General features: G+C 68.2%; 18 protein-coding genes and 1 tRNA gene. 9 read left to right on the top strand and 10 right to left on the bottom strand.

The features are described from left to right. Positions 1-56 precede the first annotated feature (56 nt). From H8N03_RS08235 to H8N03_RS08200, 8 genes are all read left to right on the top strand, one after another. Positions 57-743 (top strand): TetR family transcriptional regulator, encoded by a 687-nt coding sequence (locus H8N03_RS08235; protein WP_187075668.1) that lies wholly within the window; start codon positions 57-59, stop codon positions 741-743. Positions 744-860: 117 nt separating this feature from the next. After that, the gene (locus H8N03_RS08230) at positions 861-1,424 is read left to right on the top strand and encodes a TRAP transporter small permease (RefSeq protein ID WP_187075667.1); all 564 of its coding nucleotides are present in this window, start codon (positions 861-863) and stop codon (positions 1,422-1,424) included. Next, entirely contained in the window at positions 1,421-2,701 is a 1,281-nt protein-coding gene (locus H8N03_RS08225) for a TRAP transporter large permease subunit (protein WP_187075666.1), read from the top strand. The genes H8N03_RS08230 and H8N03_RS08225 overlap by 4 nt, the downstream gene beginning before the upstream one ends. Positions 2,702-2,731: 30 nt before the next feature. Next, complete coding sequence (locus H8N03_RS08220; RefSeq protein ID WP_187075665.1) at positions 2,732-3,730, top strand: TRAP transporter substrate-binding protein; 999 nt, start codon at positions 2,732-2,734, stop codon at positions 3,728-3,730. Between the two features lie 7 nt (positions 3,731-3,737). Continuing rightward, positions 3,738-4,208: a type II 3-dehydroquinate dehydratase gene (gene aroQ, locus H8N03_RS08215; protein WP_187075664.1), complete on the top strand. Its 471-nt coding sequence runs from the start codon at positions 3,738-3,740 to the stop codon at positions 4,206-4,208. After that, positions 4,205-5,065 (top strand): shikimate dehydrogenase family protein, encoded by an 861-nt coding sequence (locus H8N03_RS08210; protein WP_255428113.1) that lies wholly within the window; start codon positions 4,205-4,207, stop codon positions 5,063-5,065. The genes aroQ and H8N03_RS08210 overlap by 4 nt, the downstream gene beginning before the upstream one ends. 4 nt (positions 5,066-5,069) lie before the next feature. Beyond that, the gene (locus H8N03_RS08205; protein WP_187075663.1) at positions 5,070-5,984 is read left to right on the top strand and encodes a 4-hydroxyphenylpyruvate dioxygenase; all 915 of its coding nucleotides are present in this window, start codon (positions 5,070-5,072) and stop codon (positions 5,982-5,984) included. Further along, on the top strand, positions 5,981-6,886 hold the full coding sequence (locus H8N03_RS08200; RefSeq protein ID WP_187075662.1) for a sugar phosphate isomerase/epimerase family protein: 906 nt from the start codon (positions 5,981-5,983) through the stop codon (positions 6,884-6,886). Before H8N03_RS08205 ends, H8N03_RS08200 begins: the two co-directional genes overlap by 4 nt. On the opposite strand, the gene H8N03_RS08195 is transcribed toward H8N03_RS08200, so the two are convergent. Next, positions 6,883-7,587, bottom strand: a complete 705-nt coding sequence (locus tag H8N03_RS08195; RefSeq protein WP_187075661.1) for a glutathione S-transferase N-terminal domain-containing protein — start codon at positions 7,585-7,587, stop codon at positions 6,883-6,885. The two genes, H8N03_RS08200 and H8N03_RS08195, sit on opposite strands and share 4 nt — an antisense overlap. A 221-nt stretch (positions 7,588-7,808) precedes the next feature. Between H8N03_RS08195 and H8N03_RS08190 the strand changes: the two genes are divergently transcribed. Continuing rightward, entirely contained in the window at positions 7,809-8,132 is a 324-nt protein-coding gene (locus tag H8N03_RS08190) for a hypothetical protein (RefSeq protein ID WP_187075660.1), read from the top strand. 15 nt (positions 8,133-8,147) lie between these two features. On the opposite strand, the gene H8N03_RS08185 is transcribed toward H8N03_RS08190, so the two are convergent. From H8N03_RS08185 to rplQ, 9 genes are all read right to left on the bottom strand, one after another. Beyond that, a complete protein-coding gene (locus tag H8N03_RS08185) occupies positions 8,148-8,978 on the bottom strand; it encodes an amidohydrolase family protein (protein ID WP_187075659.1) in 831 nt (276 codons plus the stop codon). 1 nt (position 8,979) lies between these two features. Further along, positions 8,980-10,122, bottom strand: a complete 1,143-nt coding sequence (locus tag H8N03_RS08180) for an ABC transporter substrate-binding protein (protein ID WP_187075658.1) — start codon at positions 10,120-10,122, stop codon at positions 8,980-8,982. Between the two features lie 27 nt (positions 10,123-10,149). After that, complete coding sequence (locus H8N03_RS08175; RefSeq protein WP_187075657.1) at positions 10,150-10,998, bottom strand: shikimate dehydrogenase family protein; 849 nt, start codon at positions 10,996-10,998, stop codon at positions 10,150-10,152. Positions 10,999-11,012: 14 nt separating this feature from the next. After that, complete coding sequence (locus tag H8N03_RS08170) at positions 11,013-11,759, bottom strand: ABC transporter ATP-binding protein (RefSeq protein WP_435531659.1); 747 nt, start codon at positions 11,757-11,759, stop codon at positions 11,013-11,015. A 2-nt stretch (positions 11,760-11,761) separates the two neighbouring features. Further along, on the bottom strand, positions 11,762-12,505 hold the full coding sequence (locus H8N03_RS08165; RefSeq protein ID WP_187075656.1) for an ABC transporter ATP-binding protein: 744 nt from the start codon (positions 12,503-12,505) through the stop codon (positions 11,762-11,764). After that, a complete protein-coding gene (locus H8N03_RS08160; protein WP_187075655.1) occupies positions 12,502-13,488 on the bottom strand; it encodes a branched-chain amino acid ABC transporter permease in 987 nt (328 codons plus the stop codon). Before H8N03_RS08160 ends, H8N03_RS08165 begins: the two co-directional genes overlap by 4 nt. After that, positions 13,485-14,360 (bottom strand): branched-chain amino acid ABC transporter permease, encoded by an 876-nt coding sequence (locus H8N03_RS08155; RefSeq protein WP_187075654.1) that lies wholly within the window; start codon positions 14,358-14,360, stop codon positions 13,485-13,487. Before H8N03_RS08155 ends, H8N03_RS08160 begins: the two co-directional genes overlap by 4 nt. A gap of 142 nt (positions 14,361-14,502) precedes the next feature. Further along, a tRNA-Met gene (locus H8N03_RS08150) sits at positions 14,503-14,579 on the bottom strand. A 20-nt stretch (positions 14,580-14,599) separates the two neighbouring features. Beyond that, the gene (gene rplQ, locus H8N03_RS08145; RefSeq protein WP_187075653.1) at positions 14,600-14,998 is read right to left on the bottom strand and encodes a 50S ribosomal protein L17; all 399 of its coding nucleotides are present in this window, start codon (positions 14,996-14,998) and stop codon (positions 14,600-14,602) included. Positions 14,999-15,031: the final 33 nt, after the last annotated feature.

Below are 15,031 nucleotides of genomic sequence, written 5' to 3'. Positions count from 1 at the left end.
GAGCGCATGCGCCATGCGTGCTTGGTCGCGCCGTGGCGCAGTCCTATACTGCGCGCATGAACGAACTAGTACATTTGAAGTCGGCCAGGGCGCGTGCGTCCAAGCCGGCCGCCAAGGAGACCACGCGCACGAACGACCCGGAGCGCACGCGGGCCAACATCCTGGAGGTCGCGGCCGCGGAGTTCGGCGAGAAGGGCCTGGCCGGCGCGCGCATCGACGAGATCGCCGCGCTCACGCAGACCAGCAAGCGGATGATCTACTACTACTTCGGCAGCAAGGAGGGCCTGTACCTCGCCGTGCTGGAGGAGTCGTACCGCAAGGTGCGCGAGATCGAGGCGGAACTCCACCTCGAGGACCTCGAGCCCGAGCAGGCCCTGCGCCGCCTCGTGGCGTTCACGTTCGACCACCACCTGTCCCACGAGAACTACATCCGCCTGGTGATGACGGAGAACATCAACCGCGGCCAGTACATCGGGCAGTCCAAGCGCATCCAGGAACTCAACGTGACGGCGATCGCCTCCATCCGCCAGCTCTACGAGCGCGGCGTGAAGTCGGGCGTGTTCCGCCCGGGGCTGGACCCCGTCGACATCCACGCATCGATCTCCGCGCTGAGTTTCTTCAACGTCTCCAACCGGCACACCTTCGGCGTCATCTTCAAGCTCGACACGCGCTCGGCAGCGTACATCGCGCACCGGCGCGACAATGTGATCGAGATGATCGTGCGCTTCATGCGCGCGGACTGAGCGGGCGCTAGGGTTTACCCCCGGAGAAAAACTAACCAGTCCGTACAAAATGCGGCGGACGAAGCGGCCCGCCGTCCGCACGGCGAGCGGCCCGCGGCCGCCCAGGAGACAAGTCCCATGTTGCAGACCCTCATCGACCGGCTGTGCCGGGTGCTCACCGCCATCATGGTGGTGTTCCTCGCATTGATGGTCGTGATGGTGTTCGGCAACGTGGTGCTGCGCTACGGCTTCAACAGCGGCATCACCGTCTCCGAGGAGCTCTCGCGCTGGCTGTTCGTGTGGATGACGTTCATCGGCGCGCTGATCGCGCTGCGATCGCACGCGCACCTGGGCACGGACACCGTCGTGTCGCGCCTGCCCGTGGTCGGCAAGAAGATCTGCCTGGGCCTCGCGCACCTGCTGATGCTGTACCTGTGCTGGCTGATGTTCCGCGGCTCGTGGCAGCAGACGGTGATCAACTGGGGCAGCACCAGCGCGGTGATGGAAGCCCGCATGGGCTATTTCTACGCGAGCGGCCTGTTCTTCTCCGTGTTCGCGTTCCTGTTCATCCTCGTCGACTTCGTGCGCCTCGTGACCGGCCAGCTCGCCGAGTCCGAGCTGATCGGCGTCACGGAATCCGACGACATGCCGCACGGCAACCCCGAAGTCGACCCGCAACCCGCCCCGCAGGTGAAGCCATGACCATCGCCATCTTCCTCGGCTCGCTGCTGGGCGCCATGGCGCTGGGCGTGCCCATCGCCTTCTCGCTGCTCGCCTGCGGCGCCGCGCTGATGTGGCACATGGACATGTTCGACGCGCAGATCCTCGCGCAGAACACGATCGAAGGCGCCAACAGCTTCCCGCTGCTGGCCGTGCCCTTCTTCATGCTGGCCGGCGAGATCATGAACGCCGGCGGCCTGTCGCGCCGCATCGTGAACTTCGCGATGACGCTCGTGGGCCACGTGCGCGGCGGCCTGGGCTACGTGGGCATCATGGCCGCCATCCTCATGGCGGCGCTCTCCGGCTCCGCGGTGGCGGACGCGGCGGCGCTTGCCGCCCTGCTGCTGCCGATGATGAACCGCGCGGGCTACAACACGGCGCGCTCCGCCGGCCTGCTCGCCTCGGCCAGCATCATCGCCCCCATCATTCCGCCCAGCATCGGCTTCGTGGTGTTCGGCGTCGCCGCCAACGTGTCGATCTCCAAGCTGTTCCTCGCCGGCATCGCGCCCGGCATCATGCTCGGCGCCGCGCTGTGGATCACGTGGTGGTGGCTGGTGCGCAAGGAGAAGATCGAGCCGGGCCCGCGCGCGAGCCGCGCCGAAGTGCTGGTCGCGCTCAAGGACGCCACGTTCGCGCTGGTGCTGCCCGTCATCGTGGTCGTCGGCCTGAAGTTCGGCGTGTTCACGCCCACCGAAGCCGCCGTGGTCGCCGCGGTGTATGCGCTGTTCGTGTCGACCGTGATCTACAAGGAGCTGAAGCTCTCGCAGCTCTATGGCCTGTTCGAGGCCGCCGCCAAGACCACCGCCGTCATCATGTTCCTCGTGGCGGCGGCGATGGTGTCCGCGTGGATGATCACGGTCGCCAACCTGCCCAACGAAGTCGTGGCGCTGCTGCAGCCGCTGCTGGACAACCCCACGCTGCTGATGATCGCGATCATGGTGCTCACGATGGTGGTCGGCACGGCGATGGACATGACGCCGACCATCCTGATCCTCACGCCGGTGCTGATGCCCATCGTGAAGGCGGCGGGCATCGACCCCGTCTACTTCGGCGTGCTGTTCATGATCAACAACGCCATCGGCCTGATCACGCCGCCGGTCGGCACGGTGCTGAGCACCGTCGCCGGCGTCGGCAAAGTGAGCATGGACGAGGTGACCAAGGGCGTGTGGCCCTTCATGGTGGCGCAGTTCGCCGTCATGTTCCTCATGGTTCTCTTCCCGCAGCTGGTGACCGTGCCGGCGCGGTGGTTCCACGGCTGATCCCGGCCCTTTCAACGGAGACGACAAGCAATGAAAAGACTGTTCCTGAAGACCATCGCGGCGGCCGTCGCCCTGTCCGCCTTCGGGCTCGCGCAGGCGCAGACGCGCACGATCAAGTTCGCCAACCAGAACGCCAAGGGCCACCCCATCGTGATGGGCATGGACAAGTTCGCCGAGCTGGTGGACAAGAAGTCCGGCGGCCGGCTGAAGGTGCAGGTCTTCCCCGGCGGCACGTTGGGCAGCGACCAGGCCAACGTCTCCGCGCTGCAGGGCGGCACGCTGGAGATGGCCTCCATGAACTCGGGCATCTTCGCGAGCCTGGTCAAGGAATTCGCGATCTACGACTTCCCCTTCCTGTTCGGCAACCCGAAGGAAGCGGATGCGGTGGTCGACGGGCCCTTCGGCCAGAACCTGCACAAGAAGCTGGAAGACAAGGGCCTGGTCGGCCTCGCCTACTACGAGCTGGGCTTCCGCGAACTCACCAACAGCAAGCGCCCGATCACCAAGGTGGACGACATCGCCGGCCTGAAGCTGCGCGTGATCCCCAACCCGATCAACGTGGACTGGGTGAAGGCGCTCGGCGCCAACCCGACGCCGCTGCCGTTCCCCGAGCTGTACGCCGCGCTGGAGCAGGGCGCGGTCGACGGCCAGGAGAACCCGGTGGCCACCATCAAGGGCGCCAAGCTGTACGAAGTGCAGAAGTACATGACGCTCACCAACCACCAGTACAACCCGCAGTCGGTGGTGGTCAGCAAGAAGTTCTGGGAGTCGCTGCCCGCCGCCGACCGCAAGATCCTGCAGGAAGCCGCGACCGAATCCGCCGCCTACGAGCGCACGCAGTCGCGCGCGCAGCTGCAGGCCGGCCTGGAAGACCTGCGCAAGGCCGGCATGCAGGTGAGCGAGCTGCCGCCCGCGGAGATCGCCAAGCTGCGCGAGAAGATGAAGCCCGTCATCGAGAAGCACAGCGCCAGCGTCGGCGCCGACACGGTGCGCGACATCCAGGCCGAACTCGCCAAGGCGCGCAAGTAAGCCGACCGTGAAGAAGATCCTCGTCCTCAACGGCCCCAACCTGAACCTGCTGGGAACGCGCGAGCCGGCGCAGTACGGCTCCACGACCCTGGCGGACGTGGAGGCGATGTGCCGCGCCGCCGGCGAGCGCCTGGGCTTCGAGGTCGAGTGCTTCCAGAGCAACTGGGAAGGCGCCCTGATCGACAGGATCCAGGAGTACGGGCGCCTCTGCAAGGAAGGAAAGGCGCTGGGTTGCGTGTTCAACCCCGGCGCCTACACCCACACCTCGGTGGCCCTGCACGACGCGATCAAGGGCGTCGACCTGCCGGTGATCGAGTGCCACATCTCCAACGTGCACGCCCGCGAGGCCTTCCGCCACCATTCGTACATCTCGCCGGCCGCTGCCGGCATCGTCGTCGGCTTCGGCGTGGCCGGGTACGTGGTGGCGCTCGAAGGCCTCGTGCGCAGGCACGACCCCGACAACGCCAGCCTGCGATGAACGCGCGCATCCCCCGTCCCATGCTGATCAACGGCCACACCGACTTCATCGCGCACCTGGGCTGGCCCACGCACAGCTTCAAGGCCCCGATGATCTACAACCCGTACTTCGCGTCGGCGGGGATCAACGCGGTCGTCGTGCCCATGGGGTGCAAGCCCGACGCCTTCCCCGACGCGCTGCGCAGCCTGTTCCGGCTGGAGAACATCCGCGGCGCGCTCATCACCATGCCGCACAAGGTGACCGTCGTCGACCTGCTCGACGAAGTGTCGCCGACGGTGAAGGTGGCGGGCTCCTGCAACGCGGTGAAGCGCACCGCGGACGGGCGACTCGTCGGCGACATGTTCGACGGCGAGGGCTTCGTGCGCGGGCTGCGCGGCAAGGGCCTGCAGCTGCGAGGCGCGAGCGCGCTGGTCGTGGGCAGCGGCGGCGTGGGATCGGCGATCGCGGCGTCCCTCGCCGCGGCCGGCATAGGCACCCTGGCGCTGTACGACGTGCAGGAAGCGGCGGCCGAGGGCCTGGCGCAGCGCCTGCGCATGCACTACCCGCAGGTGACGGTGCGCACCGGCACCCGCGATCCGGCAGGCTTCAGCCTCGTCGTGAACGCGACGCCGCTGGGCATGAACCCCGGCGATCCGCTGCCCATCGACATGGATCGGCTGGACCCGCGCGCCTTCGTCGGCGAAGTGGTGATGAAGACCGAAATGACGGCCTTCCTCCAGGCTGCGCAGGCGCGCGGCTGCCGCGTGCAGGTGGGCACCGACATGCTGTTCGAGATGATCCCGGCCTACCTGGAGTTCTTCGGCTATCCGACCACCAGCGCCGACGAGCTGCGCGCGGTGGCACGTCTGGAGTACTAGCCCCATGTCCGACCTGCTGCTGCAACCGGAACACGCGCGCGAGCCCCTGCAGGACTCGTTCAGCGACGAGGACAACCCGATCGGCGTCGACGGCGTCGAGTTCATCGAGTTCGCCACCGCGAAGCCGCAGGCCCTCGGCCAGGTGCTGGAGATGATGGGCTTCCGCCCCGTCGCGCGGCACCGCTCGCGCGAGGTGCTGCTGTATCGCCAGGGCGACATCAACATCGTCGTGAATGCGCATCCGCGCGACGCTGACGGCGCCACGCACGGCGACGCCTCGCCCGTCATCGCGGCCGTCGCCCTGCGCGTGCGCGACGCGCGTGCGGCCTACCGCTACGTGCTGGAGCATGGCGGCTGGGAAGTGCCCACGCACCCCGAGGCCATGGAGCTGAACATCCCCGCCATCCACGGCGTGGGCGGCAGCCGCATCTATTTCGTGGACCGCTACCGCGAGTTCTCGATCTACGACGTGGACTTCATCCCCATCCCCGGCGTGGAGCGCCATCCGCCGGCGGTCGCGGGCATGCACTTCTTCGGCATCGTGCAGTACATCGGCGCGGGCCGCACCTACGACTGGCTCGAGTTCTATCGCGAGCTGTTCGGGATCCAGGCCATCCCCGATGAACAGCGCTTCGGCATCATGCCGGCGGGCAAGTTGCTGCGCGCGCCGGCGCTGCAGCCGGCCAACCGCTTCATGCTGCAGGTGATCGAGCCCGAGGCGGATTCGCTCGACACGAGCGAGCGCCTGCAGCGCATCGGGCTCGGCGTGCCCGACGTGCTGGCGGCCGTGCGCGAACTGCGGGCGCTCGGGATGGAATTCGTGGAGAACGCGGCTGCGCACACCGAGCGCCGCGGCGCGATCACGAAGACCTTCCTCGGCAGCGTCGTGTTCGAACTGGTGCACAGCCACAGAGCATGACGGACCGCCGCAGCCTCCACCAGGCGATCCGTGCCTTCGGCATGGACACGATCACGCTCGCCGGCCCGCTCGAAGCCAAGCTCGAAGCGATGCAGGACGCCGGCTTCAGCCAGGTGATGCTCAAGGCCAACGACCTCGTGGGCCACCCGCAAGGCTGGCGCGCTGCCGTGAAGGCGGTCCGCGAGAGCGGATTGCGCGGCACGGGCTTCCAGGTGCTGCGCGACTTCGAGGGCCTCTCCGGGCACCTGCACCAGTACAAGGTGGACATCGCGAAGACGATGCTGGAGATGTGCGCCGCGCTCGGCTGCGACGTGCTGCTGGCGTGCTCCTCGACGTCCGCGCATGCGAGCCAGGACCTGGACCACATCGCGCGCGACCTCCGCAAGCTGGCGATGCTGGCCATTCCCTTCGGCATCCGCATCGCCTACGAAGGCCTGTCCTGGGGCCGGACGGTCAACGAGTTCACCACCGCCTGGGACGTCGTGTGCCGCGCCGACTGCCCGAACCTCGGCATCGGCATCGACTCCTTCCACATCCTCGCGGCGAAGACGCCGCTGGCGGCGATGGAGGACCTCGACCCGGCGAAGATCTTCCTCGTGCAGCTCTCCGACTTCATGTGGCAGGAGACCCGCACCTTCGAGGAGCGCATGGCCACCGCGCGGACCTTCCGCGTCTTCCCCGGGGAAGGCGTGCACACGCAGGAGCTGGTGCAGATGGTGCTGAAGCTCGACGCGCTGGGCTACGCCGGCGACTACAGCTTCGAGGTCTTCAACGACGACTACGTGCAGATGCCGCTGCCCATGGTGGCGCAGCGGGCCCTGCGCTCCGCCATGTGGCTCGGCGAGGACGTGCTGCGCCGCTCGGTGCCGCTGCCCGGGCAGCTGCGCCTGCGCCCGGTCTAGTCGCGCTTCGGGATTTCCAGGCCGCGCTGCACCGCCGGCCGCGCGACGAAGGCATCCAGCACGCGCTGCACTTCCTTGTACGCATCGAAGCCCACGATCTCGCGCGCACCGTAGAAGCCCACCAGGTTGCGCACCCAGGGGAAGGTGGCGATGTCGGCGATGCTGTACGCGTCGCCCAGGATCCACTCGCGGCCCTTGAGGTGGCCATCGAGTACGCCCAGCAGCCGCCTGGCCTCGTTCACGTAGCGGTCGCGCGGACGCTTGTCCTCGTAGTCCTTGCCGGCGAACTTGTGGAAGAAGCCGAGCTGGCCGAACATGGGGCCGATGCCTCCCATCTGGAACATCAGCCACTGCAGGCACTCGTAGCGCGCCGCTTCGTCCCGCGGCATGAGCTGCCCGGTCTTCGCCGCGAGATAGACCAGGATGGCGCCCGACTCGAACAGCGCGAGCGGCTTGCCGCCGGGCCCGTTCGGATCGAGGATCGCGGGGATCTTGTTGTTCGGGTTGAGCGACAGGAACTCGGGGCTCGTCTGGTCGTTCTTCCCGAAGTCCACCTTGTGCACCTCGTAGGGCAGGCCGGTCTCTTCCAGCGCGATGGAGACCTTCACGCCGTTGGGCGTGGGCAGCGAGTAGAGCTGCAGGCGGTCCGGGTGCTGCGCCGGCCAGCGGCGGGTGATGGGGTAGGAGGAGAGATCGCTCATGCGGGATCCAGGGTTGGGAAGCCTCCAGTGTGCCGGGTTCGCCGTCTTCCTGCGCCGGACGCAACGCGCCACCCGCTCGCGCGTTGACAGGGAACGGCGCATGGGGGGCGCTTCGCTGCTTCCCCTTTCCCCCATTGAACCGGACAGGACGTAACGCGACGATTCGTCTCCTGGACCCGGCCGTCCAGGTCCCACGCGCCCCTTCTACGGAGAGAACGACCATGATCAAGATCATCCTGACCACCGCCGCCGCCAGCCTTGCCCTGCTCGCGTCCGGTGTCTACGCCCAATCGGACACCGCGGGCGAGAGCCGCGCCGCGCCCGCCAAGTCGGCGACCAAGGCCGAAAAGGAATCCGCGAAGGCGAAGCGCCGCGCTACCAGCAAGGAGATCGCGCAGGGCAAGGGCTCGACGACTTCCGACAACACGGTGAAGGAAGGCAAGACCGCTACGGCTGCGGAGAAGTCCGCCGCGAAGTCCAAGCGCAAGACAGAAGGCGCCGCGGCCGCCAAGACGGGCTCCGCCGGCGGCGAAGCAAAGCAGTAGGTCTCCCGGGCGCCTTCAGGCGCCCAGCCCCAGCCACCGCCGCGGCGTGTCCCACCAGATGCGCCGCCGGTCGGCGGCGTCGGGCACGAAGCGCTCCAGCTGCAGCAGCAGCGGCCCCACGTCCAGCCGCACGGGCGACTTCAGGAAGGGCCAGTCCGAGGCCCACATGCAGGCATCCGGCGTGTAGGCGTCCAGCAGCGCCTGCACGAAGGGCCGCGCGTCCTCGTACGGCGGCGCTTGCAGCGAGAACTTCTGGTAGCCCGAGAGCTTCACGGCCGTGCGGCCGTTCTTCGCCATGCCCAGGAGCGCCTGGAAGCCGGGTTGCCCGACTCCTCCGCCCGCACGCGGTCGGCCGCAATGGTCGAACACGATCCTGGCGCCACTGCGCTCCAGCAAGGGCCGCAGCGCCAGCAGCTGGTCGTGCTCCACCTGCAGGGAAACGAAGAGGTCCAGGTCCGCCACGAGGCGCAGCAGCTCGCCCGCCGCCAGGTAGTGGTCCACGCCCAGGACCGTCGCGTTGAACGCGACGCCGACGACGCCCGCCTGCTTCAGCCGCTGCAGCTCCTCGCGCGCGATGTCGTTGCGCACGACGGCCACGCCCCTGAAGCGGCCGGCGCCGCGCGCAAGCGCGTCGAGCATGCACCCGTTGTCGAGTCCGTACCCGGAGTTGGGTCCCACGAACAGCGCGTGGCGGATCCCGTAGGCCGCCATCACCTGTTCGTACTGCTCCAGCGGCGCGACCTCCTGCCCCGCGGGGCGGTATGCGACGTCCGGCGCGTACGGGAAGCGCGCCGGGTCGAGCACATGGCAATGCGCATCGACCTTGGGTTCCGCGAACAGGCTCACGTCACTTCTTCGACAGCGCCGGCAGGACTTCCCGGATCTCCTGCTTGCCGTTGCGCACCTCGACGAGGAAGCTCTCGCGGTCCAGGTCGCCGTTGTTGTCCACGGCCACGTCGAGGATCACGCCCGGCTCCTTCGCGGCGGAGACCTTCAGCCCGTGCAGGGCCTGCACCACCGCCTTGCGATCGGGCTTGCCCGCTTTCTCGATGGCGGCCTTCAGCAGGTACACGCCGGTGTAGCCCTTGATGCCGTTGTGGTCCGGGATGTAGCGGTACTCCTTCTCGAACTTCGCGCGGAACGCGCGCATCGCCGGCACCGGGGCATCGACCGTGAGGCCCACGTGCGCCACCGCGCCGTTGCCCGCCTCTCCCGCAAGCTCGATGACCTTCTGGCCCACGAGCGTCGTCTCGCCGACGATGGGCTTCGTCACGCCCTGCTTGCGCAGTTCGCGCAGGGCGCGGGCGGACTCTTCCTCGTTCGTGTACACGAAGACGACGTCGGCATTGCTCTGCTTGGCCTTCAGCACCGCGGCGGAGAAGTCCACCTGGTTCTGGTCGGTGGAGATGTCCGCCACGACCTTCATGCCCAGCGGCTCGATCGCCTTCATCAGCGACTCGCGCCCGCCCTTGCCGTAGTCGTTGTTCACGTAGATCAGGGCGAGGGTCTTCGCCTTGAGCGGGCCCGCCATGTAGCGGGCGATCTTGGGCATCGCCGTTTCCTGCGTGAAGCTGGTGCGGAAGATGTAGGGGTTGCCCTGCTTGGTGATGCCTGCCGCCTCGCCGCCGGTGAAGTTGGGGATCTCCGCGCGCTTCGTCTCGGCCATGCTGACCATGATGGAACCGGAGAACACGGGGCCGAAGACGGCGAAGACGTTGTCGTCCACCGCCTTCTGCGCGAGGCCCTTCGCCACGCCCGGGTTGCTCTGCGTGTCGGCGGTGGTGGTCTCGATCCTGTGCCCCAGGATGCCCCCGGCGGCATTGATCTCCTTCGCGGCCAGCAGCACGCCGTCGCGGAAGTTGGTGCCCGAGGTGGCGCCGGCGCCGGAGAGTTCGACGATGTTCGCGATCTTGATGGCCTGCGCCCAGGCGGGAACCTGCAGCAGCACGGCCACCGCGGCAGCGGCGATCCAGCGGGTGGGATGGGTCATGGCTTGTCTCCTGTTGGTGGGCGGGAATCAGGTCCTGGGAACCAGCACGGCACGCACGGGGCCGAGGTCGGTCTGCAGTTTTTCCGCGAGCGCGTCGTAGCCGAAGAAACGCAGGTACTCGGGCACCTGCTGCACGAGCATCTCGAAGCCGGCTTCGGCGCGCAGGCCCCGCGCGCGGCAAGCGCGCAGCAGCGGCGTGGGCTCGCGGCTCATGATGATGTCGACGACGGCGGCGCCGGCGTCCACCCGCTGCGGGTCGAAAGGCAGCGCGTCGTCGGGCTTCAGCCCTTGCGAGGTGCAGTTGACGACGAGGTCGTAGCCGGCCGGGTCGTTGCCGTCGGCGAGCGCCGCGGGGCCGATGGGCCGCAGGCGGTCCACGAGGGCCTGCCCGCGTTCCCGCGTGCGGTTGTGGATGGCCAGGACGGCAGGGCGGCGCTGGGCGATGGCCGCCGCGACGGCCTGCCCGCCGCCGCCTGCACCCACGACCAGCACGCGCTTGCCGTCGACCGCGATCCCGAAGTGGTCCAGGCCTTTCACGAAACCGATGCCGTCGAAGAGGGCGGCCTCGAGCTTGCCGTCCGGCAGCCGGCGCACCGCGTTCACGGCGCCCGCGACCCGCGCGACCGGGTCGGCGGGATTCAGGTACTGCGCCAGCGCCGGCTTGTGCGGGATGGTCGCCCAGAAGCCGCCGATGTTCTCCGCCGCCATGCCGTGCTGAAGGAAGCCCTGCAGCGCGCGGGCGGGCAGCTTCAGCGGCACGACCACCGCGTCGATGCCATGCTCCTCGAAGAGCCGGTTGTAGACCTCCGGCGCGCGCACTTGCGCGACGGGATCGCCGAGGATGTAGAAGACCCGGGTGGTCCCGGTGATGCGCATGGCAGCTCCTTGGTTCATGGCGTGGCCAGGCTGGCGGGGACGTGGCCGCCGCCCAGGAAGAGGCGTTCGATGTCGGGGTCGGCGAGCAGCTGCGGGGCCGGCTTGTGCAGCACGAGGCGTCCCGCCTCCAGCGCGATGGCGTCGTCGGCCATCTTCAGCGCGCTCTTCACGTTCTGCTCCACCATCAGGACGGTGACGCCCTGCTCGTCGGCGAGGCGGCGCAGCAGCCGGAACACGTCCTGCACCACCAGGGGCGACAGGCCGATGGAGGGCTCGTCGATCAGCAGCACCTTCGGCCGCAGCAGCAGCGCGCGTCCGACCTCCAGCTGCTTCTGTTCTCCCCCCGAGAGGGAGGAGGCGGCGCTGTGCAGGCGCTCCCGCACGCGGGGGAACAGCGCGAGCACCTCCGGGATGCGCGCCCGCGTCTCCTGCGTGCCCAGCGTGATGCCGCCCAACTCCAGGTTCTCGTACACGGAGAGCTGGCCGAAGAGGTTGCGTCCCTGCGGAACGAAGGCGACGCCGTGCTGCGTGAGCAGCTCGCGCGGCTTCGCGCCGGTGATGTCTTCGCCGAACAGGCGGATGCGACCCTGGCGCAGCTTCAGCAAGCCGAACAGCGTCTTCAGCACCGTGCTCTTGCCGGCGCCGTTCGGCCCGATCAGCAGGGTGATCCTGCCGCGCGCGGCCCGCAGGTCGAGGCGGTCGAGGATCATGAGCTCGCCGTAGCCGGCGGTCACGCCCTCGAAGGTGATGGCGGCGTCCATGCTCAGTTGCCCAGGTAGGCGTCCAGCACCTGCTTGTTCGCCCGGATCTCGCCGGGGGTGCCCAGCGCCATCACGCGGCCTTCCACCATCACGAGGATGCGGTGGCACAGGTCCATCACGAAGTCCATGTTGTGCTCGATCACGACGAAGCTCGCGCGCCGCGTGCGATTGAGCTCCTTCAGCAGCGTGGAGATGCCGCCCACCAGCGCGGGGTTCACGCCGGCGCAGGGTTCGTCCAGCAGCACGAGGTCGGGGTCGCTCATGAAGGCCATCGCGATGTCGACCAGCTTCTGCTGCCCGTAGCTCAGTTCGCCGGCCTTGCGATGCGCGACGTCGCCGATGCGGAACTGGGCGATCAGCGCGTCGGCCTTGGCGCCCAGCCCGGAATCGCCGGGCGCGAACATCCGGGACAAGAGGGTGCCGCGATGCTCCTGCGCGGCGACCAGCAGGTTGTCGCGCACGCTCATCTTCCCGAACACCTGCAGCGTCTGGAAGGTGCGGCCCACGCCGCGGCGGTTCAGTTCCACGGGCGAGAGGCCGGTGATGTCCCGGCCCTTCAGGGCGATGCGGCCCTGCTCCGGCGCGATCTGGCCCAGCACGCTGTTGAACATGGTGGTCTTGCCGGACCCGTTGGGGCCGATCACGCCGAAGATCTCGCCCGGCATCACCTCGAAGCTCACGCCGTCGACGGCCTGGATCGCGCCGTAGGACTTGGAGATGCCCGTGACCTGGAGCAGCGGGCTCATGCCGGCTCCTCCGCCCGCACGGCAGCGGCGTTGCGCTGCGCGTTGGCGTCCCGCGCATGCCGGCGCCGGCGCAGTCGCTCGGGGATGCCGAGGAGTCCGTCCGGCAGCCACAGCATCAGCGCCACGACGGCGAGGCCGAAGAAGAACAGGTACCAGGCCTGCGCGAAGCGCAGCCACTCCGGCAGCAGCACGCCCACCGCGGCGCCGAGCAGCGGGCCGAAGAAGTAGCCGGCGCCGCCCACGACCACCATCAGGTACATCATGATGGACGTGCCCACGCCGAAAGGTGCTGGTTCGATGAATTCCACCAGGGGCGCGAACAGTGCGCCCGCGACGCCCGCGTACACCGCGCCGATGGCGAAGGCGAGCAGCGTGTACGCGCGAGTGTCGACGCCGAGGCTCTCTGCGCGGATCGGGTTGTCGCGCAGCGCGGTGAACGCCTTGCCCCAGGGCGACGCCAGCAGCTTCCAGAGCACCAGGGCCAGCAGGCACGCGACGGCCAGGACGAAGTAGTAGAAGGCCAGCGGCTTGTCGAGGGACAGGCCCAGGAAGCCCGGGCGCGCGATGCCGTTGATGCCGAAGGTGCCGCCGGTGAGCCACTCCTCGTTGCGCAGGACCAGCCACACGGCCGTGTTGAAGCCGAGGGTCGCGAACGCGAGGTACAGCGTCTGCACGCGGAGCGCGGGAAAGCCGATCGCCAGCCCGATCGCGAAGCATCCCAGCATCGCCATCGGCAGGCCGAGCCAGAAGCTGAACCCCGCCTTCATGAGGATGGCGACCGTGTACGCCCCCAGGCCGAAGAAGGCGGCGTGCCCCAGCGACTTCTGGCCCGCGTAGCCGATCGTGAGGTTCAGGCCCATGGTGGCGATCACGAACACCAGCCAGTAGGAGAACAGGTAGATGCCGTAGTTCTTGAGGAAGGGCGGCACGGCCAGCAGCACGAGCATCACCAGCGCGCCGATCGCCAGGGAGATGCGGCTCATACCTTGCGTTCCACCTTCTTGCCCAGCAGGCCTTGCGGCTTGAAGAGGATCACGGCCATGAAGATCACGAGCGCCACCGCGTCCTTGTACGCGGGCGAGATGTAGGCCGCCGCGAGGTTCTCGCAGACGCCCACGATCAGCCCGCCGAGCAGCGCGCCGCGGCTGTTGTTGAAGCCGCCGATGATCGCGGCGAAGAAGGCCTTGGTACCCAGGGACTCGCCCATGTCGAACTTGGCCAGGTAGGTCGGCGTGACGAGCAAGGCCGCGGCGCAGGCGAGCACCGCGTTGATCGCGAACGTGTAGAAGACCATGCGGGGGACGTCGATGCCCAGCACCGTGGCGCTCTCGGTGTTCTGCGCCACCGCCTGCATCGCGCGGCCGGTGATCGTGCGCGCGAGGAAGGCCTGCGTCCCCAGCACGAGCGCGAGGGCGAGGACCAGCGTGCCCACGTCGGCGAGCGACACGGTGACGCCCGCGAACTGGAACAGCCTGTCGGCGAAGAGGCTCGGGAAGGGATGCGCCTCCGCGCTGTAGCCCGCGCGCATGCCGTTGCGGATCGCGATCGCGAGGCCGATGGTGGCGACCACGATCGGCATCAGGCCGAACTTCAGCAGCGGGTCCGCGATCCCGCGCTTGAAGCCCCAGCCGAGGACGACGACGGCCAGCACGCAGGTGACGGCGAACGCCGCGAGCAGCGGCAGGCCGAGCTTCGCGAACACCAGCATCGCGAAGGCCGGCAGCATGACGAACTCGCCCTGGGCGAAGTTCACCGTGCCCGAGGCCTGCCACAGGAGCGTGAAGCCTAGGGCGGCCAGGGCGTAGATGCTCCCCGTGGCCATGCCGGAGAACACGAGCTGGAGGAGGTCCGTCATCTTGCGGGCGCACGGTCGGGCGTGCCCGCGCATCGTAGGTGCGCGCAGGATGAACGAGACGAGGGGAATTCCGGACGGCGGCCCGATTCATGGCGCCGCGCCAAAGAAAAAAGCCCGCTGGAGAACCAGCGGGCTTTCAATTTGGTTGCGCGGGCAAGATTTGAACTTGCGACCTTTGGGTTATGAGCCCAACGAGCTACCAGGCTGCTCCACCGCGCGTCAGAGATTGCTATTGTAGCTTATTCTGCGGCGCCTTGCGTTCCGGCGGCTTCGGTCGGCTCGGGACGATCCACCAGTTCCACGAGGGCCATCGGCGCGTTGTCGCCGACGCGGAAACCCATCTTCAGGATGCGGGTGTAGCCGCCCGGGCGCGTCTGGTAACGCGGGCCGAGTTCGTTGAACAGCTTGCTCACGTTGTCGCGGTTGCGCAGGCGGTCGAAGGCCAGGCGCTTGTTCGACAGCGTGGGTTCCTTGCCGAGCGTCAGCATCGGCTCGATCACGCGGCGCAGTTCCTTCGCCTTCGGCACGGTGGTCTTGATGACCTCGTGCTCGATCAGCGAATTCATCATGTTGCGCAGCATGGCGAGGCGGTGCTCGCTGGTGCGGTTCAGTTTGCGAAGGCCGTGTCCGTGACGCATGGTGTGTTCCTTTCCTTATGCAGCCCGCAGCCG

The organism is Ramlibacter cellulosilyticus (genome assembly GCF_014297465.1).
Taxonomy (GTDB): domain Bacteria; phylum Pseudomonadota; class Gammaproteobacteria; order Burkholderiales; family Burkholderiaceae_C; genus Ramlibacter; species Ramlibacter cellulosilyticus.
The sequence above is the reverse complement of the archived record's forward strand: the minus strand, read 5'-3'. Positions and strand labels throughout refer to the sequence as shown.